The sequence below is a fragment of the Serratia sp. LS-1 genome (assembly GCF_003719595.1).
Taxonomy (GTDB): Bacteria; Pseudomonadota; Gammaproteobacteria; order Enterobacterales; family Enterobacteriaceae; genus Serratia; species Serratia ureilytica.
This window is the reverse complement of the sequence record NZ_CP033504.1, coordinates 2159315-2185602: the sequence shown is the minus strand read 5'-3', so window position 1 is coordinate 2185602 and position 26288 is coordinate 2159315. Positions and strand designations below refer to the sequence as shown.

The following is a 26288-nucleotide window of genomic DNA, read 5'->3' as shown; positions in this document are numbered from 1 at the left end:
ATAAATGCGACAGAAGGGGCCTTTGGGTCCCTTTTTTTTCGCTGCGATCTCATGTACGGCGCAAAAGCGAATTAGGATATTTACTAAAAGGAGAGAGGAATGACGGGATCAGGGTTATACGCTTTAAAAATGAAAAGGCCCCCCGCAGGGAGCCTTTCAGATACGGACTGAATCGCTATTACAGCAGGAAATCATCCAGAGATTTACCTTGCTCTTCGATTGCTTTCTTAATCACCGCAGGAGTACGGCCTTGGCCGGTCCAGGTTTTCAGTTCGCCGTTTTCGTCTTTATATTGGTATTTAGCTGGACGTGCTGCACGTTTTGCTTTGCCGGCAGCCTTGTTGGCAGCCATGGTTTGCAGCAGTTCATTTGGATCGATACCGTCAGCAATCAGCATTTCGCGGTATTGCTGCAGTTTACGAGTGCGTTCTTCGATTTCTGCTTGAGCCTGGCTGTCTTCTTCGCGACGTTCGTTCACAACAACTTCCAGTTTCTCGAGCATTTCTTCCAGCGTTTCCAGTGTGCATTCTCTTGCCTGGGCGCGCAGAGTGCGGATGTTGTTCAAAATCTTTAATGCTTCGCTCATTGTCCTAGTCTCAAATTATATTGGTGGGGGGCGTCTCGATAATAATAGAGTGCTCTTTTCTTTTCTGCAATAGCCAAATTGGCTTGAATACTCAAATTTACCTTTAAAAAAACCGTTAATCGGATCAGTCCGACTAATAATAGGAAGGGCTGTTAACTATTACCCTTGGCACGCTTAAGTCAAAATTTCAGCAGACAGGCTTTAAAAGGCGCGTATCACAAGGCTTTCATCGATAAGTTATCGTAGTAATTTATATCAATATTACAATGAGTTCTGTGGGCTTAATCACGCCACGGCAGGCCAGACATTGTAAACAATAGGGGTATATAGGTAAAGATTGCGTCAGTAAACCTTGGCGCGTCGGCGCAGGTGATTAAATGCCCGGTATTGGGCTCGCGTATAATAGACGGGGGCTCCGCCGCGGCTGCAGCGCCAGCGAGAGGGAATGGGCAAGTCGGCATTAATGGGCAAATCACCGGGCTTAACCATTAGCAAGAATTAATAGTGATGACAGGCATACATTATCCTGTAAATAGCTGTAAAAAGAACAGGCCGACAGAACGATATGTTTCGCTTGAAAGCGCATTATTACGGCGAACGCAATATTCGTTCGCTTTGGGCTGGGGCGGGGGGCAGGTTATGGTACACTTACCGTCCTAATCAACATTTTGAATATTTCTTATACCATCGGAGTTGCGGGGCCATGGCTCAACTTTATTTTTATTACTCTGCGATGAATGCCGGCAAGTCCACCGCGCTGCTACAGTCTTCATATAACTATCAAGAGCGCGGTATGCGCACGCTGGTGTTCACTGCGGAGATCGATCACCGCTTTGGCGTAGGCAAAGTCAGTTCGCGCATTGGTTTATCCTCGCAGGCGCAGCTCTATAACAACGACTCGATGCTGTACGCCATGATCCAGCAAGAGCATCAACAGCAGCCGGTGCATTGTGTGCTGCTGGATGAAAGCCAATTCCTGACCAAAGCGCAGGTTGAGCAATTATGCGATGTGGTGGACCAACTGGACATTCCCGTATTGTGTTACGGCTTGCGTACCGATTTTCTCGGCGAGTTGTTTACCGGCAGCCAATATTTGCTGGCCTGGGCCGATAAACTGGTGGAATTGAAAACCATCTGTCACTGCGGGCGTAAAGCCAACATGGTGTTGCGGTTGGATGAGAATGGCAAGGCGATGCACGCCGGCGAGCAGGTGGTGATTGGCGGTAACGAGAGCTATGTCTCCGTCTGTCGCAAGCATTATAAAGAGGCGATTCACTCCCTGGAGTAGGGGCGAAAATGCCGCCAGCGCCCGCTGAGGCGTTTTGGCGGCGGGATAAGAAAAACCGCGCGCTAGGCGCAATAAAAAACCCGCCATTCGGCGGGTTTTTTCATCGGTTCACGGAACCGTTATTTCTTGGGCTTCTTTACCGCGGTTTTGGCTGCGACCGGTGCAGCCGCTTCCTCTTCCACCGTTTCGCTGAACTCGCGGCCATAGAAGGTATCCAGCATGATTTGCTTGAGTTCGGCAATCAGCGGATAGCGTGGGTTGGCGCCGGTGCATTGGTCGTCGAAAGCGTCTTCCGACAGCTTGTCGACTTTCGCCAGGAAGTCGGCTTCCTGCACACCCGCCTCACGGATGGAAGCTGGGATGCCCAACTCGGTTTTCAGCTCGTCCAGCCAGGCCAGCAACTTCTCAATCTTCTGCGCGGTGCGGTCGCCCGGCGCGCTCAGGCCGAGGTGGTCGGCGATTTCAGCGTAGCGGCGGCGCGCCTGAGGGCGGTCGTACTGGCTGAAGGCCGTCTGCTTGGTTGGGTTGTCGTTCGCGTTGTAACGAATGACGTTGGAAATCAGCATCGCGTTCGCCAGGCCGTGCGGAATGTGGAACTCCGAACCCAGTTTGTGCGCCATGGAGTGACAAACCCCGAGGAAGGCGTTGGCGAAAGCGATACCGGCGATGGTGGCGGCGTTGTGCACGCGTTCACGGGCAACCGGGTTCTTCGCGCCTTCTTTATAGCTGGCCGGCAGATACTCTTTCAACAGTTTCAACGCTTGCAGCGCCTGGCCGTCAGAGTATTCGTTCGCCAGCACCGACACGTAGGCTTCCAGCGCGTGGGTCACCGCATCCAGGCCGCCGAAGGCGCACAGGGATTTCGGCATGTTCATCACCAGGTTGGCGTCGACAATCGCCATGTCCGGGGTCAGCGCATAGTCGGCCAGCGGGTATTTCTGCCCGGTGGCGTCGTCGGTCACGACGGCGAATGGCGTGACTTCCGAACCGGTGCCTGACGTCGTGGTGATGGCGATCATCTTCGCTTTGACGCCCATTTTCGGGAACTTGTAGATACGCTTGCGAATGTCCATGAAGCGCAGCGCCAGATCCTCGAAGTGGGTTTCAGGATGTTCGTACAGCACCCACATGATTTTCGCGGCGTCCATCGGCGAGCCGCCGCCCAGCGCGATGATGACGTCCGGTTTGAAGGAGTTCATCTGCTCGGCGCCTTTACGCACGATGCTCAGCGTCGGATCGGCTTCCACTTCGAAGAACACTTCGGTTTCGATGCCGTGTGTCTTGAGAACCTTGGTGATCTGGTCAGCATAGCCGTTGTTGAACAGGAAACGGTCGGTCACGATGAAGGCGCGTTTCGCCCCGTCGGTCGCCACTTCTTCCAGCGCGATTGGCAGTGAGCCACGGCGGAAGTAGATCGATTTCGGAAGTTTATGCCACAACATGTTTTCTGCTCGCTTCGCTACAGTTTTCTTGTTGATCAGGTGCTTAGGTCCGACGTTTTCAGAGATGGAGTTACCACCCCAGGAACCGCAACCCAGCGTCAGCGAAGGCGCGAGTTTGAAGTTATACAGGTCGCCGATACCGCCCTGAGAAGCCGGGGTGTTGATCAGGATGCGAGCCGTTTTCATTTTATCGCCGAAGTAGGCGATGCGAGCCGTTTGGTTATCCTGGTCGGTATACAGGCAAGAGGTGTGCCCGATACCGCCCATGGCGACCAATTTTTCGGCTTTGGCGACGGCGTCTTCGAAGTCTTTGGCGCGGTACATCGCCAGCGTCGGCGACAGTTTTTCATGGGCGAAAGGTTCGGACTCGTCGACCAGCTTCACTTCGCCGATCAACACTTTGGTGTTGGCCGGCACTTTAATGCCCGCCATCTCGGCGATTTTCGGCGCGGATTGCCCGACGATGGCCGCGTTCAGGCCGCCGTTTTTCAGGATGATGTCCTGCACCGCCTTCAGTTCTTTGCCCTGCAGCAGATAGCCGCCGTGGGAAGCGAAGCGCTCGCGTACCGCATCATAGATAGCGTCAACGACGATGACCGACTGTTCGGAAGCGCAGATAACGCCGCTGTCGAAGGTTTTGGACATCAGGATAGAGGCGACCACGCGTTTGATGTCTGCGGTCTCGTCCACCACGACCGGCGTGTTACCGGCGCCTACGCCGATTGCCGGTTTGCCGGAGCTGTAGGCGGCTTTCACCATGCCCGGGCCACCGGTGGCCAGGATCAGGTTGATGTCAGGGTGGTGCATCAGCTGGTTGGACAGCTCGACGGTAGGTTGGTCGATCCAACCGATGATGTCTTTCGGCGCGCCGGCGGCGATAGCGGCTTGCAGCACGATGTCGGCGGCTTTGTTGGTGGCATTCTTCGCACGCGGGTGCGGCGAGAAGATGATGCCGTTGCGGGTTTTCAGGCTGATCAGCGCTTTGAAGATCGCGGTAGAAGTTGGGTTGGTGGTAGGAACGATACCGCAAATCAGGCCGATAGGTTCGGCGATGGTGATGGTACCGAAAGTGTCATCTTCAGACAGGATGCCACAGGTTTTTTCATCTTTATAGGCGTTGTAGATGTACTCGGAAGCGAAGTGGTTTTTGATCACTTTGTCTTCGACGATACCCATTCCGGATTCTTCCACGGCCATTTTGGCCAACGGGATACGGGCATCAGCAGCGGCGAGGGCGGCAGCGCGGAAGATTTTATCCACTTGCTCTTGAGTGAAGTTGGCATATTCGCGCTGGGCTTTTTTGACACGTGCGACAAGCTCGTTCAGTTCAGCGACATTCGTTACAGCCATAATGCTCTCCTGATAATGTTAAACTCTTTCAGTAAATAAGCCGTGCGAGCCACTAGTATAGTCGTAACGGGGATAAGCGGTGATGAGAATACCGGGGTCTTCCCGCGTTATTTCTTCGCATGCTGCTGATTTGCTTAAAGAGCTTTACCCTACGCCAACCGGAGGGGCAGGCAGTGAGGAGAACGGAACCGGCGATGCTGCGGCCTACTTTGTTCTACTCCCTGACTACGACTAAGAGCTTACCCACTGTTGGGTAGTTGATTTGTGATCTAAATCATGAAAAGTGCAAGCTGACACCTTTCAGCTTGGTGTTTTTGAGAGTGATTCTCAATAACTGTGATCGGTGACTCTTTTTTCAACATAAAAAATCAAAAGGCCATACATCACTTTAACAAAGGGCATTTGTTTTGTTGCCTAACTTGCTGGTAGTCAAAAATGCTGCTCTGGCCGGATGGATTACCCGCGGCAATTCCATTACATTAGCGCGCATAGTCAGCACACCTTTACAGCAATTAACGCGGAGCCATCTGTGGGCCAATCTCTGTTGGATCTTTCCGGCTTTATCAAGTTCTTTGTCGGTCTGTTTGCGCTGGTCAACCCGGTGGGCATCTTGCCGGTGTTTATCAGTATGACCAGTTACCAGGCGGAAGCGGGGCGCAATAAAACCAACCTGACCGCCAACCTGTCGGTTGCCATCATTCTATGGACATCGCTGTTCCTGGGTGAAGGGATATTGCGGATGTTCGGTATCTCCATCGATTCGTTCCGCATCGCTGGCGGTATTTTGGTGGTGACCATCGCCATGTCGATGATCAGCGGCAAGCTGGGTGAAGATAAGCAGAACAAACAGGAGAAATCGGAGAGCGCGATCCGCGAAAGCATCGGCGTGGTGCCGTTAGCGCTGCCATTGATGGCGGGGCCGGGGGCGATCAGTTCCACCATCGTGTGGAGTTCCCGTTATCACAATTGGCAAAGCCTGCTCGGCTTTACGGTGGCGATCGCCTTATTCGCTTTTTGCTGCTGGTTATTGTTCCGCGCCGCGCCGCTGTTGGTGCGTTTGCTTGGGCAGACCGGCATCAACGTGATCACCCGTATCATGGGCCTGTTGCTGATGGCGCTCGGGATCGAATTTATCGTTACCGGCATTAAGGCGATATTCCCCGGCCTGTTGTAATCGCTCTCGCTTGGCCGCGCCTCTGACCTTGAGCGCGGCTAAAATTAATTTTAAAAGTTAAATTATTTATTGGTTCGCATTATTATAGTGCACAAGATGAATAAAATTTATGCCATTGCACTCTTATGTTGCATAAATCTCATGTTGCTGCTTAAAAAAAACGCTAAGCGTTATTTCAGACACTTTTCTTTCCCCATTTCCGCGCGTTTTCTCCTCGTTAAACGGTAAAGCTGTTGTTAAATTAATCACATCATTCTGTGGGGCTTGTCTCACTTTCATCCAGGTGTTATTAGTGATTAACCGCCTGTAGGCAGGTGTTTGTTCTTTGAATGGCTGGTTTGTTAACTGAATGTTTCTTTGTGCGGCAATGGTATTGCGTCGACAGTTTCAAATGAAACTAATTTTGAGTTTTCTCCTTTAAAATCAAAGTTTTTTTCATGTCTTCCTTTGCCCTTCATCACAAGGGCCGGATCGGGCTTGGTGCGATAAAAGAGAATTGCTTAACATTTTTGTAAAATTTATTGGCTATGGAATTTGGCTTCTGCTAATTTCCGAGCAACTTTCCCGTGGTCAATTAACTGAAATGCGCCATAAAAACGGGAATGATTTTTGCTGGTATCCGTTTATTTAGAATTCTTATAAACACTTCACAAACTTCGATAAGCGATGCTTGTCGGTGAAAAGGAGCCTCGATTATGCAGCAAACCCTGAAGCGCACTTCTTTGACCTTGTTGATTAGCGGCGCGTTGAGCGTCATTGCCGTAAATAGCAGTTTGGCGGCGGAGGTTCCGGCCGGCGTCCAATTGGCGCAGCAGCAGAATATTGTCATCAACAACGGCAGCGAAGTGGCTTCATTGGATCCGCATAAGGTCGAGGGCGTGCCCGAAAGCAATATCATTCTTAACCTGCTGGAAGGGCTGGTGAGCACCGACGCCAACGGGCATGTGGTACCGGCGGCGGCGGCGAGCTGGGAAAACCAGGATTATCGGCAGTGGACCTTCCACCTGCGCCCCGGCGCGGTATGGAGCGACGGCAGCCCGGTCACTGCGCAAGACTTCGTCTACAGTTGGCAGCGCCTGGCCGATCCGAAAATCGCTTCTCCCTACGCCAGTTACCTGCAGTACACCAAAGTCGAGAATATCGACGACATCCTGACCGGCAAAAAGAGCCCGCAGACTCTCGGCGTCAAGGCGCTGGACGATCAAACGCTGCAGGTGACCCTGAGCGAACCGGTGCCGTATTTCATCAGCATGCTGAGCCACACGTCGCTCAAACCGGTCAAACGCGCGGTGGTGGAGAAATTCGGCGATAAATGGACGCTGCCCGCTAACTATGTCGGCAACGGCGCTTACCGCCTGAAAGAGTGGGTGGTGAACGAGCGCATTGTGGTGGAGCGCAGCCCGAGCTACTGGAATAACAAGCAGACGGTGATCAACCAGGCGACCTTCCTGCCGATCGCTTCTGAAGTCAGCGACGTCAATCGCTTCCGCAGCGGCGAGATCGATATCACCAACAGCGCCATTCCGCCGTACCTGTACGTCAAAATGAAGCGCGAGGTGCCCGATCAACTGCACGTTAACCCTTATCTGTGCACTTTCTATTACGAACTCAATAACCAGCGGGCGCCGTTCACCGATCCGCGGGTGCGTGCGGCGGTGAAGATGACGCTGGATCGCGACATTATCGCCAACAAAATCATGGGCCAGGGGCAGATCCCGGCCTACAGCTTCACGCCGACCTTCACCGAAGGCGCCAACTTCACGCAGCCCGCGTGGGCCGGCTGGAGCCAGGAACAGCGCAACGCCGAAGCCAAAAAACTGCTGGCGGAAGCGGGTTACAGCGCCGCCAAGCCGCTGAAGTTCTCGCTGCTGTACAACACCTCCGATCAAAACAAACAGCAGGCGATCGCCGCCGCATCGATGTGGAAGAAGAACCTCGGCGCCGACGTCACGCTGCGCAACCAGGAGTGGAAGACCTCGCTGGAAAGCCGCCATCAGGGGCAGTACGACGTGGCGCGCGCCACCTGGTGCGGGGATTACAACGAGCCGAGCGCCTTCCTGAACCTGGTGCTGTCCAACAGCAGCATCAACACCGTGTTTTACAAGAGCCCGGCGTTCGACGCCATCATGGCCGCCACGCTGAAGGCGCCGGATGAAGCCGCGCGCGCCGCGCTCTACCAACAGGCGGAAACGCAGTTGGACAAAGACTCCGCATTGATTCCGGTGTATTACCGCGTCAGTGCGCGTTTGATCAAACCGACGGTAGGCGGGTTCACCGGCAAAGATCCGCTGGACTATACCGACGTTAAAAATCTGTACATCATCAAGCAGTAAAAGGGGTATTCCTCACGCTGAACCGCAGGGGAATATGGGGAAGGCCCGCCGCCGCATTCGTTCCGCAGCGGCGGGAAAACAGAGTCCGCTTACGGGCAACGCAGGTTCCACGAAGAGCCTGTGATAATAAAAAACTGGAGTCGATAAGTATGACCAACATCACGAAGAAAACCCTCATTGCCGCCGGCGTCATCGCCGCACTCGGCATCACAGCAACCACCTCCGCCTTCGCGGCCGACGTTCCTGCAGGCGTGCAACTGGCCGACAAGCAAGAAATCGTCAAAAACAACGGTTCCGAAGTGCAGTCGCTTGACCCGCATAAAATCGAGGGCGTGCCGGAAAACAACGTGACCCGCGATCTGATGGAAGGCCTGGCGAACAACAGCCCGGACGGTTCCATCGTGCCGGGCGTCGCGGAAAGCTGGGATAACAAGGATTTCAAAGTCTGGACCTTCCACCTGCGTAAAGACGCCAAATGGTCCAACGGCAAGCCGGTGACGGCGCAAGATTTCGTTTACAGCTGGCAGCGCGTGGTGGATCCGAAAACCGCGTCGCCTTACGCCAGCTACCTGCAGTACGCCCACGTAGAAAATGTCGATGACATCATCGCCGGTAAAAAAGACAAGTCGACGCTGGGCGTGAAGGCCATCGACGACCACACCTTCCAGGTGACCCTGAGCGAGCCGGTGCCTTATCTGGTTGAAATGACCCCACACTACGCCATGAAACCGGTCTATAAGGACGCGGTAGAGAAGTTTGGCGAGAAGTGGACGCTGCCGGCCAACTACGTCAGCAACGGCGCCTACAAACTGAAAGACTGGGTTGTCAACGAACGCATCGTACTGGAACGTAACCCGGAATACTGGGATAACGCCAAAACCATCATCAATAAAGTGACGTTCCTGCCTATTTCGTCGGAAGTGACCGACGTTAACCGCTACCGCACCGGTGAAATCGACATGACCTACAACAACATGCCGATCGAACTGTTCCAGAAGTTGAAGAAAGAGATCCCGAAAGAGGTGCACGTCGATCCTTATCTGTGCACCTACTATTACGAAATCAACAACCAGAAGGCGCCGTTCACCGATGCGCGCGTGCGTGAAGCGCTGAAGCTGGGCATGGACCGCGACATCATCGTCAACAAGGTGAAAAACCAGGGCGATCTGCCGGCCTACAGCTTTACGCCGCCATACACCGACGGCGCCAAGCTGACCCCGCCGGAGTGGTTCGGCTGGACGCAGGAAAAACGCAACGAAGTGGCGAAGAAACTGCTGGCGGACGCCGGCTACGGCCCGGGTAAACCGCTGACCTTCTCCCTGCTGTACAACACCTCCGACTTGCACAAGAAGCTGGCGATCGCCGCCGCCTCCATCTGGAAGAAAAACCTGGGCGTGGACGTGAAGCTGGTGAACCAGGAGTGGAAAACCTTCCTGGATACCCGCCATCAGGGCACCTATGACGTATCGCGCGCCGGCTGGTGCGCCGACTACAACGAACCGAGTTCGTTCCTGAACATGATGCTGTCCGACAGCAGCAGTAACACCCCGCACTACAAGAGCGCCGAGTTCGACAAGCTGATGGCCAACGTGTTGACCGCGAAGACCAAAGACGAGCGCGCCGATCTGTATCAGAAAGCGGAAGTTCAGCTGGATAAAGATTCCGCCATCGTTCCGCTGTATTACTACGTGAACGCCCGTTTGGTGAAACCTTACGTCGGTGGCTACACCGGCAAAGACCCGCTTGATAACGTGTACGACAAAAACCTGTACATCATCAAGCATTGATACGGTAAGAGCCGGCGGCGTAGGCCGCCGGCCCATGTTGAGAATAATAAGCCGTCATCAGGCTGTCGCACAGGGTTAGGGCAATGCTGAAATTTATACTTCGTCGCTTGTTGGAAGCGATCCCGACACTATTTATCCTTATTACCATCTCATTCTTCATGATGCGCCTCGCGCCCGGCAGTCCATTTACCGGGGAACGCGCATTGCCGCCGGAAGTCATGGCGAATATCGAAGCCAAATACCATTTGAACGACCCGATCTGGAAACAGTACGGTCATTATCTGGCGCAGCTTGCGCAGGGAGACTTCGGCCCGTCCTTTAAATACAAGGACTATTCGGTCAACGATTTGGTGGCCAGTTCTTTCCCGGTGTCCGCCAAGCTCGGTCTGGCCGCGTTTCTGTTGGCGGTGGTGCTGGGCGTTAGCGCCGGCGTGATCGCGGCGTTGAATCAAAACACCAAATGGGACTATACGGTGATGGGGTTCGCCATGACCGGGGTGGTGATACCCAGTTTCGTGGTGGCGCCGCTCTTGGTGCTGATCTTCGCGATTACGTTGAAATGGCTGCCGGGCGGCGGCTGGAACGGCGGCGCGCCTAAGTTCATCATCTTGCCGATGGTGGCGCTGTCGCTGGCCTATATCGCCAGCATCGCCCGTATCACGCGCGGCTCGATGATTGAAGTGCTGCACTCCAACTTCATTCGCACCGCGCGCGCCAAAGGTTTGCCGATGCGTCGGATCATTTTCCGCCACGCGCTGAAGCCGGCGCTGCTGCCGGTACTGTCCTACATGGGCCCGGCGTTCGTCGGGATCATCACCGGTTCGATGGTGATCGAAACCATCTACGGTCTGCCGGGGATCGGCCAGCTGTTCGTTAACGGCGCGCTGAACCGCGACTACTCCCTAGTGTTGAGCCTGACCATTCTGGTTGGCGCTCTGACCATTCTGTTCAACGCGATCGTCGATGTGCTGTATGCGGTCATCGATCCGAAAATCCGTTATTAATCTGGAGCACGCGAATGATGTTGACTAAAAAGAACAGCGAAGCTCTGGAGCACTTCAGCGAGAAGCTGGAAGTGGAAGGGCGCAGCCTGTGGCAAGACGCGCGTCGGCGCTTTATGCACAACCGCGCGGCGGTCGGCAGCCTGTTCATTCTGGCGCTGATCACGCTGTTTGTGGTGCTGGCGCCGATGCTGTCGCAATTTGCCTACGACGATACGGATTGGGCGATGATGTCCGCCGCGCCGAGCATGGAATCGGGGCACTACTTCGGCACCGACTCCTCCGGGCGTGATCTGCTGGTGCGCGTGGCGATCGGCGGGCGCATCTCGCTGATGGTCGGCGTGGCCGCCGCGCTGGTGGCGGTAGTGGTGGGCACCCTGTACGGCGCGATGTCCGGCTATCTGGGCGGTAAGGTCGACTCGGTGATGATGCGCCTGTTGGAGATCCTCAACTCCTTCCCGTTCATGTTCTTCGTTATCCTGCTGGTGACCTTCTTTGGTCAGAATATCCTGCTGATCTTCGTGGCGATCGGCATGGTGTCGTGGCTGGATATGGCGCGTATCGTGCGCGGGCAAACCCTTGGCCTGAAGCGCAAGGAGTTCATCGAAGCGGCGCTGGTGTGCGGCGTCTCCACGCGCAACATCGTGCTGCGGCATATCGTGCCTAACGTGCTCGGCGTGGTGGTGGTGTATGCCTCGCTGCTGGTGCCGAGCATGATCCTGTTCGAGTCCTTCCTCAGCTTCCTGGGGCTGGGCACGCAGGAACCGTTGAGCAGCTGGGGCGCATTGCTCAGCGACGGCGCCAACTCAATGGAAGTTTCACCGTGGTTGCTGCTGTTCCCGGCGGGTTTCCTGGTCGTCACTCTGTTCTGTTTCAACTTTATCGGCGATGGCCTGCGTGACGCCCTCGACCCGAAAGATCGTTAAGGAGTGCAACCATGAGCACCATTGAACATCCTCAACTGCAAACCGCCGTCGGCGTTAAAGCGTCGCCGCTGCTGGACGTGAAAGACCTGCGTGTCACGTTTTCCACCCCGGACGGCGACGTGACGGCGGTGAACGATCTGAACTTCGATCTGCGCGCCGGTGAAACGCTGGGCATCGTCGGTGAATCCGGCTCCGGCAAATCGCAGACCGCGTTCGCGCTGATGGGGCTGCTGGCCAGCAATGGCCGCATCGGCGGCTCGGCCAAATTCAACGGCCGTGAAATCCTCAACCTGCCGGAAAATCAGCTCAACAAGCTGCGGGCCGAGGAAATCTCGATGATCTTCCAGGACCCGATGACCTCGCTGAACCCTTATATGCGCGTTGGCGAACAGCTGATGGAAGTGCTGATGCTGCATAAGAAAATGAGTAAAAGCGAAGCCTTCGAAGAGTCGGTGCGCATGCTCGACGCGGTGAAAATGCCGGAAGCGCGCAAGCGCATGCGCATGTACCCGCACGAGTTTTCCGGCGGCATGCGCCAGCGCGTGATGATCGCCATGGCGCTGCTGTGCCGGCCGAAGCTGCTGATCGCCGATGAACCGACCACCGCGCTGGACGTGACCGTCCAGGCGCAGATCATGACGTTGCTCAACGAGCTGAAGCGCGAGTTCAACACCGCCATCATCATGATCACCCACGATCTGGGCGTGGTGGCCGGCATCTGCAACAAGGTGCTGGTGATGTACGCCGGGCGTACCATGGAATACGGCAGCGCGCGCGAGGTGTTCTACCAGCCGAGCCACCCGTATTCCATCGGTCTGTTGAACGCGGTGCCGCGTCTCGACGCCGAAGGCGAGGCGTTGCTGACTATTCCCGGCAACCCGCCGAACCTGCTGCGGTTGCCGAAAGGCTGCCCGTTCCAGCCGCGCTGCCCGTACGCCATGGAACAGTGCGCGAGCGCTCCGCCGTTGGAGCAATTTGGGGAAGGGCGCCTGCGCGCCTGCTTTAAACCGGTGGAGGCGTTGGTATGACAGCGGTAACCGACAAGAAAGTGCTGCTCGAAGTGGCCGATCTGAAAGTGCACTTCGACATTCATGACGACAAGCAGTGGTTCTGGCAGCCGCCGAAAACCCTGAAGGCGGTCGACGGCGTTACGCTGCGGCTGTTCGAAGGGGAAACCCTGGGCGTGGTCGGCGAATCCGGCTGCGGCAAATCCACCTTCGCGCGCGCCATCATCGGCCTGGTGAAGGCCACCAGCGGGCGCGTCGCCTGGCTGGGTAAAGATCTGCTGGGCATGAGCGACGCCGACTGGCGCAAAACCCGCAGCGATATCCAGATGATCTTCCAGGATCCGCTGGCTTCGCTCAACCCGCGCATGACCATCGGCGAAATCATCGCCGAGCCGCTGCGCACCTACTACCCGAAAATGCCGCGTCAGGAAGTGAAGGACAAGGTCAAGGCGATGATGCTGAAGGTCGGCCTGCTGCCTAATCTGATCAACCGTTATCCGCACGAGTTCTCCGGCGGCCAGTGCCAGCGTATCGGCATCGCGCGCGCGCTGATCCTCGAACCGAAGCTGGTGATCTGCGACGAGCCGGTCTCCGCGTTGGACGTGTCGATTCAGGCGCAGGTGGTGAACCTGCTGCAGCAGCTGCAGCGCGAAATGGGGCTGTCATTGATCTTTATCGCCCACGATTTGGCGGTGGTGAAGCACATTTCCGATCGCGTGCTGGTGATGTATCTGGGCCATGCGGTGGAGCTGGGCACCTATGACGAGGTGTACCACAATCCGCAGCACCCTTACACCAAGGCGCTGATGTCGGCGGTGCCGATCCCGGATCCGGACAAGGAGAAGGAAAAGCAGATCCAGCTGTTGGAAGGGGAGCTGCCTTCGCCGATCAACCCGCCGTCCGGCTGCGTGTTCCGCACCCGCTGCCCGATCGCCGGGCCGGAGTGCGCCAAGACGCGCCCGCTGCTGGAGGGCAGTTTCCGCCATGCGGTTTCGTGCCTGAAGGTCGATCCGCTGTAATGCGCCGCTAGCCGGCAACAAAAAGCCCCGCTTATTCAGCGGGGCTTTTTTTATCCGAAACGTTAGCGGTGAATCACTCTTTCCACAGAATGTGGCACAGCTTGTGGTCTTTCTCGCGGCAGATCAGCACGCGGGCGAACACGTCGTTGATCGGCTCGCCGTCGCTGTCCGCCAGACCGATCACCACTTCGGCGAAGAAGTCCGGGTTCAGGTCGTAATCCACGTGCTCGCTCCAGTCTTCGGAGGGGTCGTACAGTTCTGCGCCGCCGCGCTCTTCAAACTGCAGATTGAACAGCAGAATATCCGCCGGATCCAGATTGTCGCCGGCCAATTCGAGGAAGATGTCGTAGGCCTGTTCCAGCGTTTCGTCTTCGGTAAGGCGGTTATTCAAATCCATAAAAAAATCCTGATAACAAATGATTTGGCGCTATTAAAGCACGCTCGCCGCGGCTTTTACAGCAACGGGCTGAAAAAGTAGAACAGGCGCTCGACCAGGCGGTGCCAGAACGGCCGCTTCAGCCACTCTTTGGCGTTCAGCAGCTTGGAGCGAGCGATGTAATCTTCCTGCACGCAGGCCAGATCGCTGCCGAAGCCGTCGTCGTCGATCACCAGGGTGATTTCGAAATTCAGCCACAGGCTGCGCATATCCAGATTGACGGTGCCGACCAGGCTGAGCTGGCCGTCGACCAGCACGCTCTTGGTGTGCAGCAGGCCGCCTTCGAACTGATAGATTTTCACGCCGGCTTCCAGCAGCTCGGAGAAGAACGCGCGGCTGGCCCAGCGCACCATCATCGAATCGTTGTCGCGCGGCACGATGATGCTGACCTCGACGCCGCGCAGAGCGGCGGTGCAGATGGCGTGCAGCAGATCGTCGCTCGGCACGAAGTACGGCGTGGTCATGATCAGCTGTTCGCGCGCGGAATAAACCGCGGTCAGCAGTGCCTGGTGGATCATTTCCTCGGGGAAGCCGGGGCCGGAGGCGATCACCTGAATGGTGTGGCCGCTTTCCTGCTCGAACGGCATGATGTTGACGTCCGGCGGCGGCGGCAAAATGCGCTTGCCGGTTTCAATTTCCCAGTCGCAGGCATAGACGATGCCCATGGTGGTGGCCACCGGGCCTTCCATGCGCGCCATCAGATCGATCCATTGACCGACGCCCGCATCCTGTTTGAAATAGCGTGGATCGACCATGTTCATGCTGCCGGTATAGGCGATGTAGTTGTCGATCAGCACCACCTTGCGGTGCTGACGCAGATCCATGCGGCGCAGGAATACGCGCAGCAGGTTGACCTTCAGCGCTTCGACCACTTCGATGCCGGCGTTGCGCATCATCGCCGGGTAGGGGCTGCGGAAAAATTGCAGGCTGCCGGCGGAGTCCAGCATCAGACGGCAGTGTACGCCGCGCCGCGCGGCGGCCATCAGCGATTCGGCCACCTGATCGACCAGGCCGCCGGGCTGCCAGATATAGAACACCATTTCGATGTTGTGGCGCGCCAGCTCGATGTCGCGGATCAGCGCTTTCAGCGTGTCGTCGGTGGTGGTGAGCAACTGCAGCTGGTTGCCCTTGACGCCGTCGATGCCCTGGCGGCGGTTGCACAGCTGGAACAGCGGTTCGGCGACTTTACTGTATTCGGTGGCGAAGATGCGGCGACTCTCTTTCAGCTCTTTCAGCCAGCGCGCGGTCGACGGCCACATGGCCTTGGCGCGCTCGGCCCGGCGCTTGCCCAGATGCAGCTCGCCGAACGATAAATAGGCGACGATGCCGAACAGCGGCAGAATATAGATAACCAGCAACCAGGCCATGGCAGAGGGAACCGCACGGCGTTTCATCAAAATGCGCATCGTCACGCCGGCGATCAGCAGCCAGTAGCCGAACACCATGAGCCAACTGATTACGGTATAAAATGTTGTCATAAAGGCGAAAAATCCCGTTCGCAAACCACCAATGATGAGTGTACGCACAGATCGGTCAAGGCGAAACCTTTTATCGGCGCTTATGTTACATAAATATGATGAAGTTAAGGCACTTGCCGAAACCGAAAGGGCGGCTTTTAGCGGCGCGGCACCTGCGATGTCGCCGATAACGGCGACTTGGATCGCGGGCTGAAAGGGCTATAATGCCCGCGGTTGGCATTAGACGAACGAGTGACGGAATTATGAGACGCAGTAGAAATGAAGTGGGCCGTTGGCGAATGTTACGGCAGAGCCAACGCCGTCGGCATCGTTGGCTGGAGCGCCAGTCTTGCAGCAATCGCCATATTATCCGGGTGCGCCGTCGCCTGGACGATCAGCATCGGCGCGCGCTGCTGTTTGCGGTATCCTGCGAGTGGTAAAACGAAAACAGTCCCGTGAGGGACTGTTTTGTTATGGCGCCTGGGTTTATTTGCCGAGGTAGGCGTTAAGCATCCAGACCTGTTTTTCCTGCTCTTTGATGTAATCGCTCATCAGCGACGCGGTGCCTTCGTCGCCGGCGTCCGCCGCGACCGTCAGCAGTTCACGCTGCTGTTGCAGCAAGATTGAATACCCTTCCAACAGGCCGCGCAGCGTGCCCTTATCATCGGTCACATTGGTGTGTTCCTTGATATCGGCGGTTTTCAGATAGTCGCTGTAAGCGTGGCGCGGCTGCGAGCCCAGCGTCAGAATGCGTTCCGCCAGCTCATCCACCTTGGTCAGCAGATCGTTGTAAGTTTCTTCGAATTTCGCGTGCAGCTCAAAGAATTGCGGGCCGGTAATATTCCAGTGATAGCCGCGCACATTCATATACAGCACCTGATAATTCGCCAACAGCGCATTTAGCGCTTCGGCGAGTTTTGCCGATTGTTTACTGTCGAGGCCGATATGGGTTTTCGCTGCTTTCTTCGCCGTTGCCATAATAATCTTCTCCTGATTATTCGTTCCAAGGGTAGACAGAATCAATTTCCATAGCTGTTACAGTAACCGGATTTATCGCAGGGTTAAACACGATAACAGGCATCATTGCCATCGCTCAAACCGATGACGATAAATCCGTCGAGCAAATTGCCGAATCAGTTTACGCAGGATCCGCAGGCGAAAAAAGCCGCTTTTATCGGTTACTTGCGCAGCGCCAGTTTTACCACGCCGGCGCCCAGCGCCATTAACAGCGCGGCGGCGATCAGTACCATGATAAACGCGCGATCGAAGGCCAAACGCGCCAACTGCGTCAGCTGCTGCGCGCGATCGGCCGCCATCCCGGCCGCCAGGCGCAACGCCTCGTCGATGCTGTCGTAGGCCAACTCGCTGACCGGCAGCTCCGCCGGCAGCGCCAGACTATGGCTGTAGACCGCCGTCATCAGCCCGCCGAGCAACGTCACGCCCAGTACGCCGCCCAGCTCGTAGGAGACGTCTTCGATAGAGGCCGCCATACCGGATTTCTCCTCCGGCGCGTTCAGCATGATGGCGGTGGACGCGGCGGTGATCACGCCGCCGAGACCAAAGCCCACCAACGCCAGGCTCACCAGCTGCAGCGCTATGCTGCTTTGATACAACAGGGCGAGGCCGGCGATGCCGAAGGCGGTCAGGGCGAAACCGCCGAGGATGATGCTGCGTTCGCCATAGCGCGGCAACAGTAAACCGGCCATCGGCCCCGCCAGCGCCGAGGCCAGCGGGATCGGCAAGATGAACAGCGCCGCCTGCAGCGGACTGAGGCCGAGCACCAGCTGCAGGCGTTGGCTGAGCACCAGCTCGACGCCGATCAGGGCCACCATCGACAGCAGCGCCACGCCGATGCCGCCGGCGAACAGCCGGTTGCGGAACAGGGAGAAATCGATCATCGGGTGGGCGCTGCGCTGCTGGCGACGCACGAACAGCGCCAGGAACAGGATGCCGATCAGGGCCGCTGCGAGCAACGCGCTGACGTCAGGCGTCGGCTTACTCAGTTCCTTCAGCGCATAGATAGCGCCGACCAGACCGATCATGATTTGCACCGAGCCGACGATATCGGCGGGGCGCGGGTTATCGCCGCCGCAGCGGGGGATCAGTTTCCACGCCAGCGGCCAGACCAGCAACACCACCGGTACGTTGATCAGGAACACCGATCCCCACCAGAAATACTCCAGCAGCAGGCCGCCGACCACCGGGCCGATGGCCGCGCCGCCCGAGGCCACTGAAGCCCAGATGCCGATCGCCAGCGCGCGTTCGCGTTCGTCGGTAAAGACGTGGCGCACGATGGACAACGTGGCGGGCATCATCATTGCCGCGCCAACGGCGAGGAACACCCGTGCGGCGATCAGCCATTCGGCGGTTGGCGAAAAGGCGGCGCACAGCGACGCGACGGCAAACACCGGCAGCCCGGCGAGGAACAGCCGCTTATGGCCGACGCGATCGCTCAGCATGCCGGCGCCGGGCAGCAGCCCGGCGACCACCAGCGGGTAGGCGTTGACGATCCAGAGTTTTTGCGAGGCGCTGGCGTCCAGCGCCTGGGTTAAACGTGGCAGAGCGGTATAGAGCACCGTCATGTCGATAACAATCAGGAAAAGGGCGCTGGCGACCATCGTCAGGATCAACCAGCGGTTCTTGGCGTACATAAGTCATAATCCAGTTTACGTGGGCGGCGCGAAGGCGCCGCCATTGCGGTAACCCTCCGGCGATGCCGGGTGGTATACTGGTGATAATATATATCCATACGTTCGTATTGAAAAGAAGGGTTTCTTAATGGGACGTCAACGCAGCATCGATCGCGACAAGGTTTTGGACACCGCCGAAGAGATCGTCGCCACCCAGGGCGCCGCCGGTTTAACCATCGACGCCGTCGCCAAAGCGATGGGGATCTCCAAGGGCGGGGTGCAGTATTGCTTCGGCAGCAAAGACGCCCTGATTGACGCGATGTTCGATCGCTGGGGCAGTGCCTACGAGACGCTGTTCGCCGCTATCGCCGGCGACGATCCTTCGCCGCAGACCAGCGTGCGGGCGCATATGTTGGCTACCCAAAGTTCGGATCAGACCGCCAGCGCCAAGGCCGCCGGGTTGATGGCGACGCTGATTCAAACGCCGGAGCATCTGGCGAGCACGCGCGAATGGTATCGCAGCCGCATCGCCGGGCTGGATTTGACTACCGAAGAGGGTAAGCGCGCGCGGCTGGCGTTTCTGGCCACCGAAGGCGCCTTTATGCTGCGTTATTTCGGTTTGATGGATATCGGCCAGGCGGAATGGGAAACGATGTTCGCCGATATGCAGGCGTTGATTTTAACGGGCAGCGCCTATCGCACTGATAGCTAGTAAAGCGTGCGGCGAAAGGCGTATGTTTATCGCACAAGATATTCCCTCGAAGAACTTTTTAGCCAGCCCCTCCGTGCTGGCTTTTTTTTGCCTGCGGCAAGCTTCGGAGCAAAGGCCCCCTGAGTGCAGGGGGCGCCGGACATTACTTGCGCGCGTCCAACAGTTGCTGGGCATTCTCTGCGGTGACGACGGTCCACGGAATATAATAATGCTTCTGCGTGCCGCCTTCCCATTTCAGATCTTTGGCGTACTGTTTCCAGATATCCGACTGTGGTTGATAACTTTCCCCTTTCACGGCGCGCAGCGCGACGTCGATGGAACCCTGCATCTGGCCTTTGGCATCTTGCAGGATAGAGACCATTTCACCGGCCTGCACCGCATGAATCGCGTCGGAAACGCCGTCAACGCCGGCAATCGCGAAGTCCTTCACATTCAGGCCGGCCCCTTTAATCGCTTCGATGGCGCCCAGCGCCATCTCGTCGTTCTGGCCAATCACGCCGTTGATTTTGCCCCGGTGTTTCTGCAGCCAGTTTTCCATCAGCGGCTGCGCTTCAGCGCGTGACCAGTTGGCCGTTTTACGTTCAAGCACGGTCACCTGGCCGGCGCCGCACTCGGCAATCGCTTTATCATTGCCCTTGCCGCGCTGGATCTCGCCGCTGCCGCCTTTCGGGCCTTCGATAATCACCACGTTCACCTTCTGGTTCTTGCAGTCGAGTTTGTCCAGTACGGCTTTGGCTTCCAGATACCCGCCCAGCTCGTCATTAGACACCACTTCAGACGTCATCGCGTCCGTGTTCAGGCGCGCGTTGGTGACCACCACCGGGATTTTGGCTTCGTTGGCATTGGTGACGATATCGATATTGGCCTCAAAATCCATCGGGTTGACGATAATGGCATCGGCGCGCGTCTGGATAGCGGTGGCGGCCTGATCGTTTTGCACCGATGCATCATAACGCCCATCGTAGAAAGTCAGTACGGCTTCGCCGCTTTTCACCGCCGGGTGTTCCTTGCCGAACCTTTCCATCAATTGCACGAACTCGGCTTTGTTGCCGTACATCAATACCGCGATTTTAACCGGGGTGGCCTGAGCCGCCGACAGGCTGCCGAACAGCATGGCAGAGGCAAACAACGCTATCTTGGTCTTATTCATGGTTTTCTCCTGGTAGAGTTGGGTCTGATGTTATTAATCGCGCTGTTGCTTACGCGATGGGTCGAGCAAGACGGCAAGAACGATCAATGCGCCTTTGATAATTTGTTGGTAGTACGATTGCACGCCGAGCAGATCGAGGCCGTTATTCATCACCCCGATAATCAGCACGCCGAAGAAGGTGCCGACCAGCGTACCGACGCCGCCGGCCATGCTGGTGCCGCCGATCACCACCGCCGCGATGGCGTCCAGCTCATACCCAGCGCCGGCGTTGGTTTGCGCCGAACCGGTGCGCGCGGTGAGGATCAGGCCGGCGATGCCGGCCAGCGCGCCGCACAGCGTATACACCAGTATTTTGATGCGCGTGACGTTAATCCCCGAGGTGCGCGCGCTTTTCGGGTTGCCGCCGACGGCGTAGATGTAGCGCCCGAAGAGGGTTTTATTCAGCACGAGCCAGGCGAGGGCGAACAGCACGATGAAGATGATGACCGGCACCGGAACGCCGCCGAGGTAGCCATTGCCTAACCAGCGGAAATCGCTGTTCAATTGCGATACCGGATTGCCGTTGGTGGTCAACATGGTTAACCCGCGCGCCGCGGAGAGCATGCCCATGGTGACGATAAACGGCTGCAGCCGGTAGCGAGCCAACACTGTGCCGTTCACCAGGCCGCAGACGATGCCGATCCCCAGCGCCACGATCAGCGGCGCCATAACGGCGGTCGCGGTATCGCCGATAGCCAATCCGCTGTTGTTAGTGGCGAAGCGGGCGGCGACGATGCCGCTTAACGCCAGCACCGAGCCGACGGAGAGATCGACGCCTGCCGTGATGATGACGAAGGTCATGCCTATCGCCAGAATGCCGTTGATCGAGACCTGGCGCAGTACGATCAGGGTGTTTTCATTGCTGAGAAAATAATTGCTGCTCCAGGCCCCCTGGGCGACCTGATATTCGCCAATCAGCGCCACGATCAGGCACAGCGCGAAGAAGGCGATGATAATGCCGTATTTGTGCATACGGCGCTTATTGCGGGTGAAAAATGACATTCCTGGTGATAAGGAGTGGGCGCTGCTCATTTGTTTTTCTCTCTCTGTTAAACCGCAAGTTTCATCAGTGCTGCCTGAGTCGCATCGGCTGCCGAAAGCTCGCCGGCCAACTGCCCGTCACGAAACACCAGGATGCGATCGCTCATGCCGATAATTTCCGAAAGCTCGGAGGAAACCATGATGATCCCTTTGTTTTGCAAGGCGAACTCCGACATAAATCGATAGATCTCTTTCTTGGCGCCGACGTCGATACCGCGCGTCGGCTCGTCGAGCAACAACACCTCCGGATCCAACAGCGCCCAGCGGCCCAGCACCACTTTTTGCTGGTTGCCGCCGCTCAGGTTGCCCACGGGCTGTTCGCCATCGTGGGTTTTAACGTTAAAGCGCTGGATCATGTCGCGGGTTCGCGCCTGCTCCCGTTTCTCGCTGACGAACCCCATTCGGCTGATGCCGGCAAAAGAGGCGATATTGATGTTCTCACTGACGGAACGGCACAGCACCAGGCCGGTTTCCTTGCGATCTTCCGTCACGTAGGCAATGCCGCTATCGATGGCCTCTCGCGGGGAATGGCGGTTCAGCGTCTTGTCGCCCAAGCGAATCGTGCCGGCGTCGGCATGCTGAATGCCGAAGATAAGATCGAGAAACTCGCTGCGGCCTGATCCCACCAGGCCGTAGATGCCCAGGATCTCACCGTGCTTCAGTTGCAGGCTGATATCCTTTATCTTGCTGCGCCAACACAGGCCGTTGACCTCCAGCAAGACCTCTTCGCCGGGTTGATTGAACTTGGCGAACTCGCTGTCGTACTCGCCGCCGATAATGTGTTCGATCAACTGCTCGCGGGTAATGTCGGCGATATAGCCCTCATGGATATAGGCGCCGTCGCGGAAAATGGTGTAGCTGTCCGCGATTTGGAATATCTCGGACAAACGGTGGGAGACGTAGATAATGCCTTTACCTTTCGCCGCCAGTTGCTGAAGTGTATGAAAGATTTTTTGCGCATCCTCTTCGCCAATCGCCGAGGTGGGTTCATCCATGATGATGATGTCGGCATTGGCGTGCGACAGCGCTTTGGCGATCTCGACCAGTTGCTGCTCGGCGACGCTCAGGTTGCGCATTTTTTCTCGCGCGTCGATCTTGAAATCAAGTTCCTCGAGCAGACGGGTGGTGCGTTGGTTGAGCGTCGCAAAGTCGACGAAACCCAGGCGTCTCGGCTCGCGGCCCAGCCAAATGTTTTCTGCCACCGTCAGGTCCGGGATCGCGCTCAGCTCCTGCTGCACGATGGCGATGCCGGCATTGAGGGCTTCCCGGGGATGATGAAATTCACAGCGTTGACCATTGATAAAAATGTCGCCGCCATCGGGTTGAATAAAGCCCATCAGAATGCTGAGAAAGGTGGATTTCCCCGCGCCGTTGCCGCCGCACAGGGCATGGATGGATCCGCGCCGCAGGCAAAACTCGGCGTTCTTGAGCGCCACGACCGGGCCAAAGGCTTTCCTGACGCCGCTGACTTCCAGCAGATAGGCAGGGGCTTGCGTATAGGGATCTCGCGTCACGATTGAACCTCCGGGTATGTCCGCTGCAAACGCTGCAGGTACCGTTGATAAAGCGTCTCGTATTGCGTTTGCCTGTCGGCGTTTGGCGTCGTGCGCGTGGCTTCATCCAGGGAAACGAAGCGTTGGCACAGTTCAGCCAAGAGCCCGGCGGCGTTCTGGTGCGGGCGATCGGCCAACGACGTCGCCCACATCGCTTGAATGGCGCCGCCCAGCGCGGCGGTCTCTTTGACGTTCAGGCAGACCACCGGGCACCCCATCACGTTCGCGACGATTTGTCGCCAGGCGGTGCTGCGGGCGCCGCCGCCGGTGAGGCGGATCTCGCGCGTTTCGATGCCCTGGCGGCGAAACAGCTCGATGCCATAGCGCAGGCCGTAGGTGGCGCTTTCAACCACCGCCAGGCAGAGATTGGCGCGAGTAAAATTGTCGCTATCGAGGTTATGCAGGCTGGCGCGCGCGTGGGGCAGCGGGGGAACGCGTTCGCCGTTGAAGAACGGCAGCATCTCGACGCCGCCGGCACCCGGCGCCGCCTGCGCCAATAAGCGGTTAAAGCCGTCAAGATCTTCGTCCAGCAGCGTCTGCATGGCCGTGGTGGCCGAGGTGACATTCATGGTGCATATCAAGGGCAGCCACCCGTTGGTGCTGGAGCAGAAACTGGCAATCATGTCGGATTCCGCCACGACGGGCGCGGCGGACCAGGCGAATAGCGTGCCGGAGGTGCCCAGGCTTAGGGTAACGGTGCCGGCCTCGATGTTGCCGGAACCGATGGCCGCCATCATGTTGTCGCCGCCGCCGGTCGAGACCCGAACTGCCGGGCCAAGGCCGAGCTTTTCCGCCGCGAAGGGGCGCACCGTGCCGATGCAGCATTCCGCGCTTTTGAGCGGCGGCAGGGCATGCCATAAACGGCCGCTGTCATCGATAAGATTGACGGCGGCTTGACTCCAGCTACGGGCGCGCACATCGAACAGCCCGGTGCCGGAAGCATCGCCATATTCCGCTACACGCTCCCCGGTCAGCCAGAAGTTCAAATAATCATGCGGCAACAGCACGGTGTGCAGTTTTGCCCAGAGCGCCGGATGGTGCGTCTTGAACCAAAGGATTTTTGACGCGGTATAACCGGTGGCGAGCCGCAGGCCGAGCTTGTCCAGCGAGCCCTTGGCGCCGCCGAGCCGCTGCAGCAGTAGTTCGTTTTCCTCCGCGGTTTCGGTATCGCACCACAGCTTGACGCTGTGCAGCACGTTGCCGTCTGCGTCCAGCGGCACAAATCCATGCTGTTGGCCCGAGACCCCCAGAGCGTTAATTTCCCCGGCATCAATACCGGCGTTAGTCACGGCTTGGCGAAACGCGGTGACCAACGCCTCAATCCACCAGTCGGCCTCTTGTTCGCGCCGGCCATTGGCTTGGCTGATGAGGCGGTGAGGGGCGCTGCCCTCACCGAGGATCACGCCCTGTGTGCTGTCGACAATCACGACTTTCGTGCCTTGCGTACCGCAGTCTATGCCAGCATAGAGCGCCATAGGATCACTCCATTTCCAGCATGATTTTGATGTCCGAGGCATGTCCCGCCGCCGCGCGCTCGAAGGCGGCCACGCTGTCGGAGAATTTGTAGGTTTGGCTTATCAACGGTTGGACGCGCAATTTGCCGCTGCTCAACAACCGCAGCGTGCGCGGATACATGTTGGCGTAGCGGAAAATGGTCTTGAAGGTGATTTCCTTGGCCTGCGCGGCGACGATATCCATCGGCGCGGCGTCGATCGGCATGCCGACCAGCACGGCGGTCGCCCCTGGCGCCGCATGTTCGGCCAGCGTAGCGATAGCCGGTTTTGCGCCGCTGCATTCAAACACGATATCGACGCCATTGCCGCTGGTGAGCGCAGCCACTTTCCCCGCCAGGTCGCCGGTTTTGATATTGACGGCGTGCAGCCCTTCATAGCTGGCCGCCACGGCGAGTTTCTCGTCAAACAGGTCGCAGATAATGACGTCCGAGCAGCCACCCGCCAGCGCCGCGAGGGCGGTGACCACGCCGATCGGCCCAGCGCCGATCACCAGCGCGATATCGCCGGGTTTGATCCCGGCTTTGGTGGCCGCTTGCATGCCGATGGCCAGGGGTTCAACCATGGCGCCTTCAGCGAAACTGACGTTGTCCGGCAGTTTGAACGTGAATGCGGCGGGGTGGATGACGGTTTCGCGCAAACAGCCGTGCACCGGCGGCGTCGCCCAGAAGCGAACGGCGGGGTCCAGGTTGTAAATCCCGGCGCGCGTCTGCGCCGAGTTGAGGTCGGGAATGCCGGGCTCCATGCAAACGCGATCGCCGACGCTGAGGTGAGTGACGTTTTCACCTGTCGCGAGCACCACGCCGGCGGCCTCATGGCCGAGCACCATCGGGGCTTTGACCACAAACGGGCCAATGCGGCCATGCTGGTAATAGTGCACATCGCTGCCGCAGATGCCCACGGAATGAATTTTTATCTTTACATCGTCGGGCCCCAGCGTTTCGGCCAGTTGGACGTCCTCGATAGCGATTTCCCCCGCTTTGGCCAGCACTAATGCTTTCATATTGCCTCCTGGTGAATCATTTTTATGGTAACGGTATCATTTCAATGCGGCGATAGTGAGCTAATGCGGGTGGTTAAACTGTGATCAATGTTGGAATTACTCGACGAGAGTTAATTTTGCTGGCGGGTTGTTATTCAATATAGCGATGGTGGTCACAAAATCGGCGTGGCAATGACGGTTTTAATATCGGCCTGTTGATATCGATACCGTTACTTTGCCGGGGGAATGATGAACAAACAACAAAGCGCCAGAGCCGCTACGCTGGAGTATTTGCGCCAGGCGGACATTATCTTGACCGAAGAAGAACAGCAACGCATTGAAATTGCGACGTTTGGTCTGGCCGACTATCCCGCGTCCGGGTTGCAGCTGCTGACCTACGTCAACTCACCTCGGTATTGCGCGAAAGAGCTGGTGCTGTTTCCTGGGCAGACTTGCCCGGAACATTTACACCCTCCCTTTGCCGGCACGCCCGGCAAGCAAGAGACGTTCCGTTGCCGTTGGGGAGAGGTGTTTTTGTTTGTCGATGATGAAAATCTGACGCCCAACGATCGCGGCGGCCAACCGGTATGCCGGGTGCCAGAGGGCGCGGAGCAGTGGTATACCTGTCATCGCTATATCCTCTTGCGGCCGGGGGAACAATACACCATTGCGCCCAATACCCGTCACTGGTTTCAGGCGGGGAAGCAGGGCGCGGTGGTGTCCGAGTTCTCTTCCGAGAGCCGTGACGAGCTGGATATTTTTACCGATCCGCGAATTAACCGTCTTGCCGGCGTAAACCATTAGCGCCAAGAACAAAGTTCTGTCATGATGCCGGGAATGATACAAAATGATACCTTCAAGCTA

22 protein-coding genes are annotated in these 26288 nt (G+C 57.4%); 11 read left to right on the top strand and 11 right to left on the bottom strand.

The features are described 5' to 3' along the window. Positions 1–178: 178 nt before the first annotated feature. A complete protein-coding gene (gene hns, locus EDY99_RS10540; protein WP_004932170.1) occupies positions 179–586 on the bottom strand; it encodes a histone-like nucleoid-structuring protein H-NS in 408 nt (135 codons plus the stop codon). 703 nt (positions 587–1289) lie between these two features. On the opposite strand from hns, the gene EDY99_RS10535 reads away from it, so the two are divergent. Next, positions 1290–1874 carry a thymidine kinase gene (locus tag EDY99_RS10535; protein ID WP_033650224.1) on the top strand — a complete coding sequence of 195 codons (585 nt, stop codon included), beginning with the start codon at positions 1290–1292 and terminating at the stop codon, positions 1872–1874. A gap of 119 nt (positions 1875–1993) precedes the next feature. On the opposite strand, the gene adhE is transcribed toward EDY99_RS10535, so the two are convergent. Then, on the bottom strand, positions 1994–4666 hold the full coding sequence (gene adhE / locus EDY99_RS10530; RefSeq protein ID WP_123061743.1) for a bifunctional acetaldehyde-CoA/alcohol dehydrogenase: 2673 nt from the start codon (positions 4664–4666) through the stop codon (positions 1994–1996). 529 nt (positions 4667–5195) lie between these two features. Between adhE and EDY99_RS10525 the strand changes: the two genes are divergently transcribed. The 7 genes from EDY99_RS10525 to oppF all read left to right on the top strand — a co-directional run bounded on the left by EDY99_RS10525 (position 5196) and on the right by oppF (position 13913). Then, on the top strand, positions 5196–5840 hold the full coding sequence (locus EDY99_RS10525) for a YchE family NAAT transporter (protein WP_015378089.1): 645 nt from the start codon (positions 5196–5198) through the stop codon (positions 5838–5840). A gap of 695 nt (positions 5841–6535) precedes the next feature. Beyond that, positions 6536–8173, top strand: a complete 1638-nt coding sequence (locus tag EDY99_RS10520) for an ABC transporter substrate-binding protein (RefSeq protein WP_103101071.1) — start codon at positions 6536–6538, stop codon at positions 8171–8173. 149 nt (positions 8174–8322) lie between these two features. Further along, positions 8323–9960, top strand: a complete 1638-nt coding sequence (oppA, locus tag EDY99_RS10515) for an oligopeptide ABC transporter substrate-binding protein OppA (RefSeq protein ID WP_033643298.1) — start codon at positions 8323–8325, stop codon at positions 9958–9960. An 83-nt stretch (positions 9961–10043) separates the two neighbouring features. Next, positions 10044–10964: an oligopeptide ABC transporter permease OppB gene (gene oppB, locus EDY99_RS10510; RefSeq protein ID WP_004932150.1), complete on the top strand. Its 921-nt coding sequence runs from the start codon at positions 10044–10046 to the stop codon at positions 10962–10964. A gap of 14 nt (positions 10965–10978) precedes the next feature. Continuing rightward, on the top strand, positions 10979–11887 hold the full coding sequence (oppC, locus tag EDY99_RS10505; RefSeq protein WP_033643297.1) for an oligopeptide ABC transporter permease OppC: 909 nt from the start codon (positions 10979–10981) through the stop codon (positions 11885–11887). An 11-nt stretch (positions 11888–11898) separates the two neighbouring features. Continuing rightward, a complete protein-coding gene (locus EDY99_RS10500) occupies positions 11899–12915 on the top strand; it encodes an ABC transporter ATP-binding protein (RefSeq protein ID WP_016927496.1) in 1017 nt (338 codons plus the stop codon). Beyond that, a complete protein-coding gene (gene oppF / locus EDY99_RS10495; protein WP_019452737.1) occupies positions 12912–13913 on the top strand; it encodes a murein tripeptide/oligopeptide ABC transporter ATP binding protein OppF in 1002 nt (333 codons plus the stop codon). Before EDY99_RS10500 ends, oppF begins: the two co-directional genes overlap by 4 nt. Positions 13914–13986: 73 nt before the next feature. On the opposite strand, the gene EDY99_RS10490 is transcribed toward oppF, so the two are convergent. Together EDY99_RS10490 and cls are read right to left on the bottom strand one after the other, a co-directional pair. Next, complete coding sequence (locus tag EDY99_RS10490; RefSeq protein ID WP_004932139.1) at positions 13987–14310, bottom strand: HI1450 family dsDNA-mimic protein; 324 nt, start codon at positions 14308–14310, stop codon at positions 13987–13989. Between the two features lie 56 nt (positions 14311–14366). After that, positions 14367–15827 (bottom strand): cardiolipin synthase, encoded by a 1461-nt coding sequence (cls, locus tag EDY99_RS10485; protein WP_033643295.1) that lies wholly within the window; start codon positions 15825–15827, stop codon positions 14367–14369. Positions 15828–16069: 242 nt separating this feature from the next. On the opposite strand from cls, the gene EDY99_RS10480 reads away from it, so the two are divergent. Continuing rightward, positions 16070–16246, top strand: coding sequence for a YciY family protein (locus EDY99_RS10480; RefSeq protein ID WP_025159792.1), 177 nt, complete (start codon positions 16070–16072; stop codon positions 16244–16246). Between the two features lie 46 nt (positions 16247–16292). Here EDY99_RS10480 and EDY99_RS10475 read toward each other — a convergent pair whose 3' ends face one another. Both EDY99_RS10475 and smfY read right to left on the bottom strand, forming a co-directional pair. Beyond that, on the bottom strand, positions 16293–16784 hold the full coding sequence (locus EDY99_RS10475) for a Dps family protein (protein ID WP_019452735.1): 492 nt from the start codon (positions 16782–16784) through the stop codon (positions 16293–16295). Positions 16785–16984: 200 nt separating this feature from the next. Continuing rightward, a complete protein-coding gene (gene smfY, locus EDY99_RS10470) occupies positions 16985–18457 on the bottom strand; it encodes a multidrug efflux MFS transporter SmfY (RefSeq protein WP_123061742.1) in 1473 nt (490 codons plus the stop codon). A gap of 127 nt (positions 18458–18584) precedes the next feature. Here smfY and EDY99_RS10465 point away from each other — a divergent pair, with 127 nt between their 5' ends. After that, positions 18585–19148 carry a TetR/AcrR family transcriptional regulator gene (locus tag EDY99_RS10465; RefSeq protein WP_069100708.1) on the top strand — a complete coding sequence of 188 codons (564 nt, stop codon included), beginning with the start codon at positions 18585–18587 and terminating at the stop codon, positions 19146–19148. A 142-nt stretch (positions 19149–19290) separates the two neighbouring features. Here EDY99_RS10465 and EDY99_RS10460 read toward each other — a convergent pair whose 3' ends face one another. From EDY99_RS10460 to EDY99_RS10440, 5 genes are read right to left on the bottom strand one after another with little or no spacing between them, the layout of a single operon-like run. Next, positions 19291–20298: a substrate-binding domain-containing protein gene (locus EDY99_RS10460; protein ID WP_069100709.1), complete on the bottom strand. Its 1008-nt coding sequence runs from the start codon at positions 20296–20298 to the stop codon at positions 19291–19293. Positions 20299–20331: 33 nt separating this feature from the next. After that, positions 20332–21369 (bottom strand): ABC transporter permease, encoded by a 1038-nt coding sequence (locus EDY99_RS10455; RefSeq protein WP_033650230.1) that lies wholly within the window; start codon positions 21367–21369, stop codon positions 20332–20334. Between the two features lie 17 nt (positions 21370–21386). Continuing rightward, on the bottom strand, positions 21387–22895 hold the full coding sequence (locus tag EDY99_RS10450) for a sugar ABC transporter ATP-binding protein (protein WP_370453984.1): 1509 nt from the start codon (positions 22893–22895) through the stop codon (positions 21387–21389). Then, on the bottom strand, positions 22889–24406 hold the full coding sequence (xylB, locus tag EDY99_RS10445) for a xylulokinase (RefSeq protein WP_123061740.1): 1518 nt from the start codon (positions 24404–24406) through the stop codon (positions 22889–22891). Before xylB ends, EDY99_RS10450 begins: the two co-directional genes overlap by 7 nt. Positions 24407–24410: 4 nt before the next feature. Then, positions 24411–25445 (bottom strand): NAD(P)-dependent alcohol dehydrogenase, encoded by a 1035-nt coding sequence (locus tag EDY99_RS10440; protein ID WP_033650233.1) that lies wholly within the window; start codon positions 25443–25445, stop codon positions 24411–24413. Positions 25446–25673: 228 nt separating this feature from the next. Between EDY99_RS10440 and EDY99_RS10435 the strand changes: the two genes are divergently transcribed. After that, positions 25674–26228, top strand: coding sequence for a D-lyxose/D-mannose family sugar isomerase (locus EDY99_RS10435; RefSeq protein ID WP_033643287.1), 555 nt, complete (start codon positions 25674–25676; stop codon positions 26226–26228). Positions 26229–26288 lie beyond the last annotated feature (60 nt).

Bases quoted from the DNA above. Each gene is read 5' to 3' on its own strand.
- EDY99_RS10500 (WP_016927496.1), top strand. From the start codon at position 11,899: ATGAGCACCATTGAACATCCTCAACTGCAAACCGCCGTCGGCGTTAAA.
- oppB (WP_004932150.1), top strand. From the start codon at position 10,044: ATGCTGAAATTTATACTTCGTCGCTTGTTGGAAGCGATCCCGACACTA.
- oppC (WP_033643297.1), top strand. From the start codon at position 10,979: ATGATGTTGACTAAAAAGAACAGCGAAGCTCTGGAGCACTTCAGCGAG.
- EDY99_RS10535 (WP_033650224.1), top strand. From the start codon at position 1,290: ATGGCTCAACTTTATTTTTATTACTCTGCGATGAATGCCGGCAAGTCC.
- EDY99_RS10455 (WP_033650230.1), bottom strand. From the start codon at position 21,369: ATGAGCAGCGCCCACTCCTTATCACCAGGAATGTCATTTTTCACCCGC.
- EDY99_RS10490 (WP_004932139.1), bottom strand. From the start codon at position 14,310: ATGGATTTGAATAACCGCCTTACCGAAGACGAAACGCTGGAACAGGCC.
- EDY99_RS10465 (WP_069100708.1), top strand. From the start codon at position 18,585: ATGGGACGTCAACGCAGCATCGATCGCGACAAGGTTTTGGACACCGCC.
- oppA (WP_033643298.1), top strand. From the start codon at position 8,323: ATGACCAACATCACGAAGAAAACCCTCATTGCCGCCGGCGTCATCGCC.
- EDY99_RS10520 (WP_103101071.1), top strand. From the start codon at position 6,536: ATGCAGCAAACCCTGAAGCGCACTTCTTTGACCTTGTTGATTAGCGGC.
- EDY99_RS10475 (WP_019452735.1), bottom strand. From the start codon at position 16,784: ATGGCAACGGCGAAGAAAGCAGCGAAAACCCATATCGGCCTCGACAGT.
- adhE (WP_123061743.1), bottom strand. From the start codon at position 4,666: ATGGCTGTAACGAATGTCGCTGAACTGAACGAGCTTGTCGCACGTGTC.
- EDY99_RS10480 (WP_025159792.1), top strand. From the start codon at position 16,070: ATGAGACGCAGTAGAAATGAAGTGGGCCGTTGGCGAATGTTACGGCAG.
- hns (WP_004932170.1), bottom strand. From the start codon at position 586: ATGAGCGAAGCATTAAAGATTTTGAACAACATCCGCACTCTGCGCGCC.
- EDY99_RS10435 (WP_033643287.1), top strand. From the start codon at position 25,674: ATGAACAAACAACAAAGCGCCAGAGCCGCTACGCTGGAGTATTTGCGC.
- EDY99_RS10460 (WP_069100709.1), bottom strand. From the start codon at position 20,298: ATGAATAAGACCAAGATAGCGTTGTTTGCCTCTGCCATGCTGTTCGGC.
- xylB (WP_123061740.1), bottom strand. From the start codon at position 24,406: ATGGCGCTCTATGCTGGCATAGACTGCGGTACGCAAGGCACGAAAGTC.
- EDY99_RS10440 (WP_033650233.1), bottom strand. From the start codon at position 25,445: ATGAAAGCATTAGTGCTGGCCAAAGCGGGGGAAATCGCTATCGAGGAC.
- oppF (WP_019452737.1), top strand. From the start codon at position 12,912: ATGACAGCGGTAACCGACAAGAAAGTGCTGCTCGAAGTGGCCGATCTG.
- smfY (WP_123061742.1), bottom strand. From the start codon at position 18,457: ATGTACGCCAAGAACCGCTGGTTGATCCTGACGATGGTCGCCAGCGCC.
- cls (WP_033643295.1), bottom strand. From the start codon at position 15,827: ATGACAACATTTTATACCGTAATCAGTTGGCTCATGGTGTTCGGCTAC.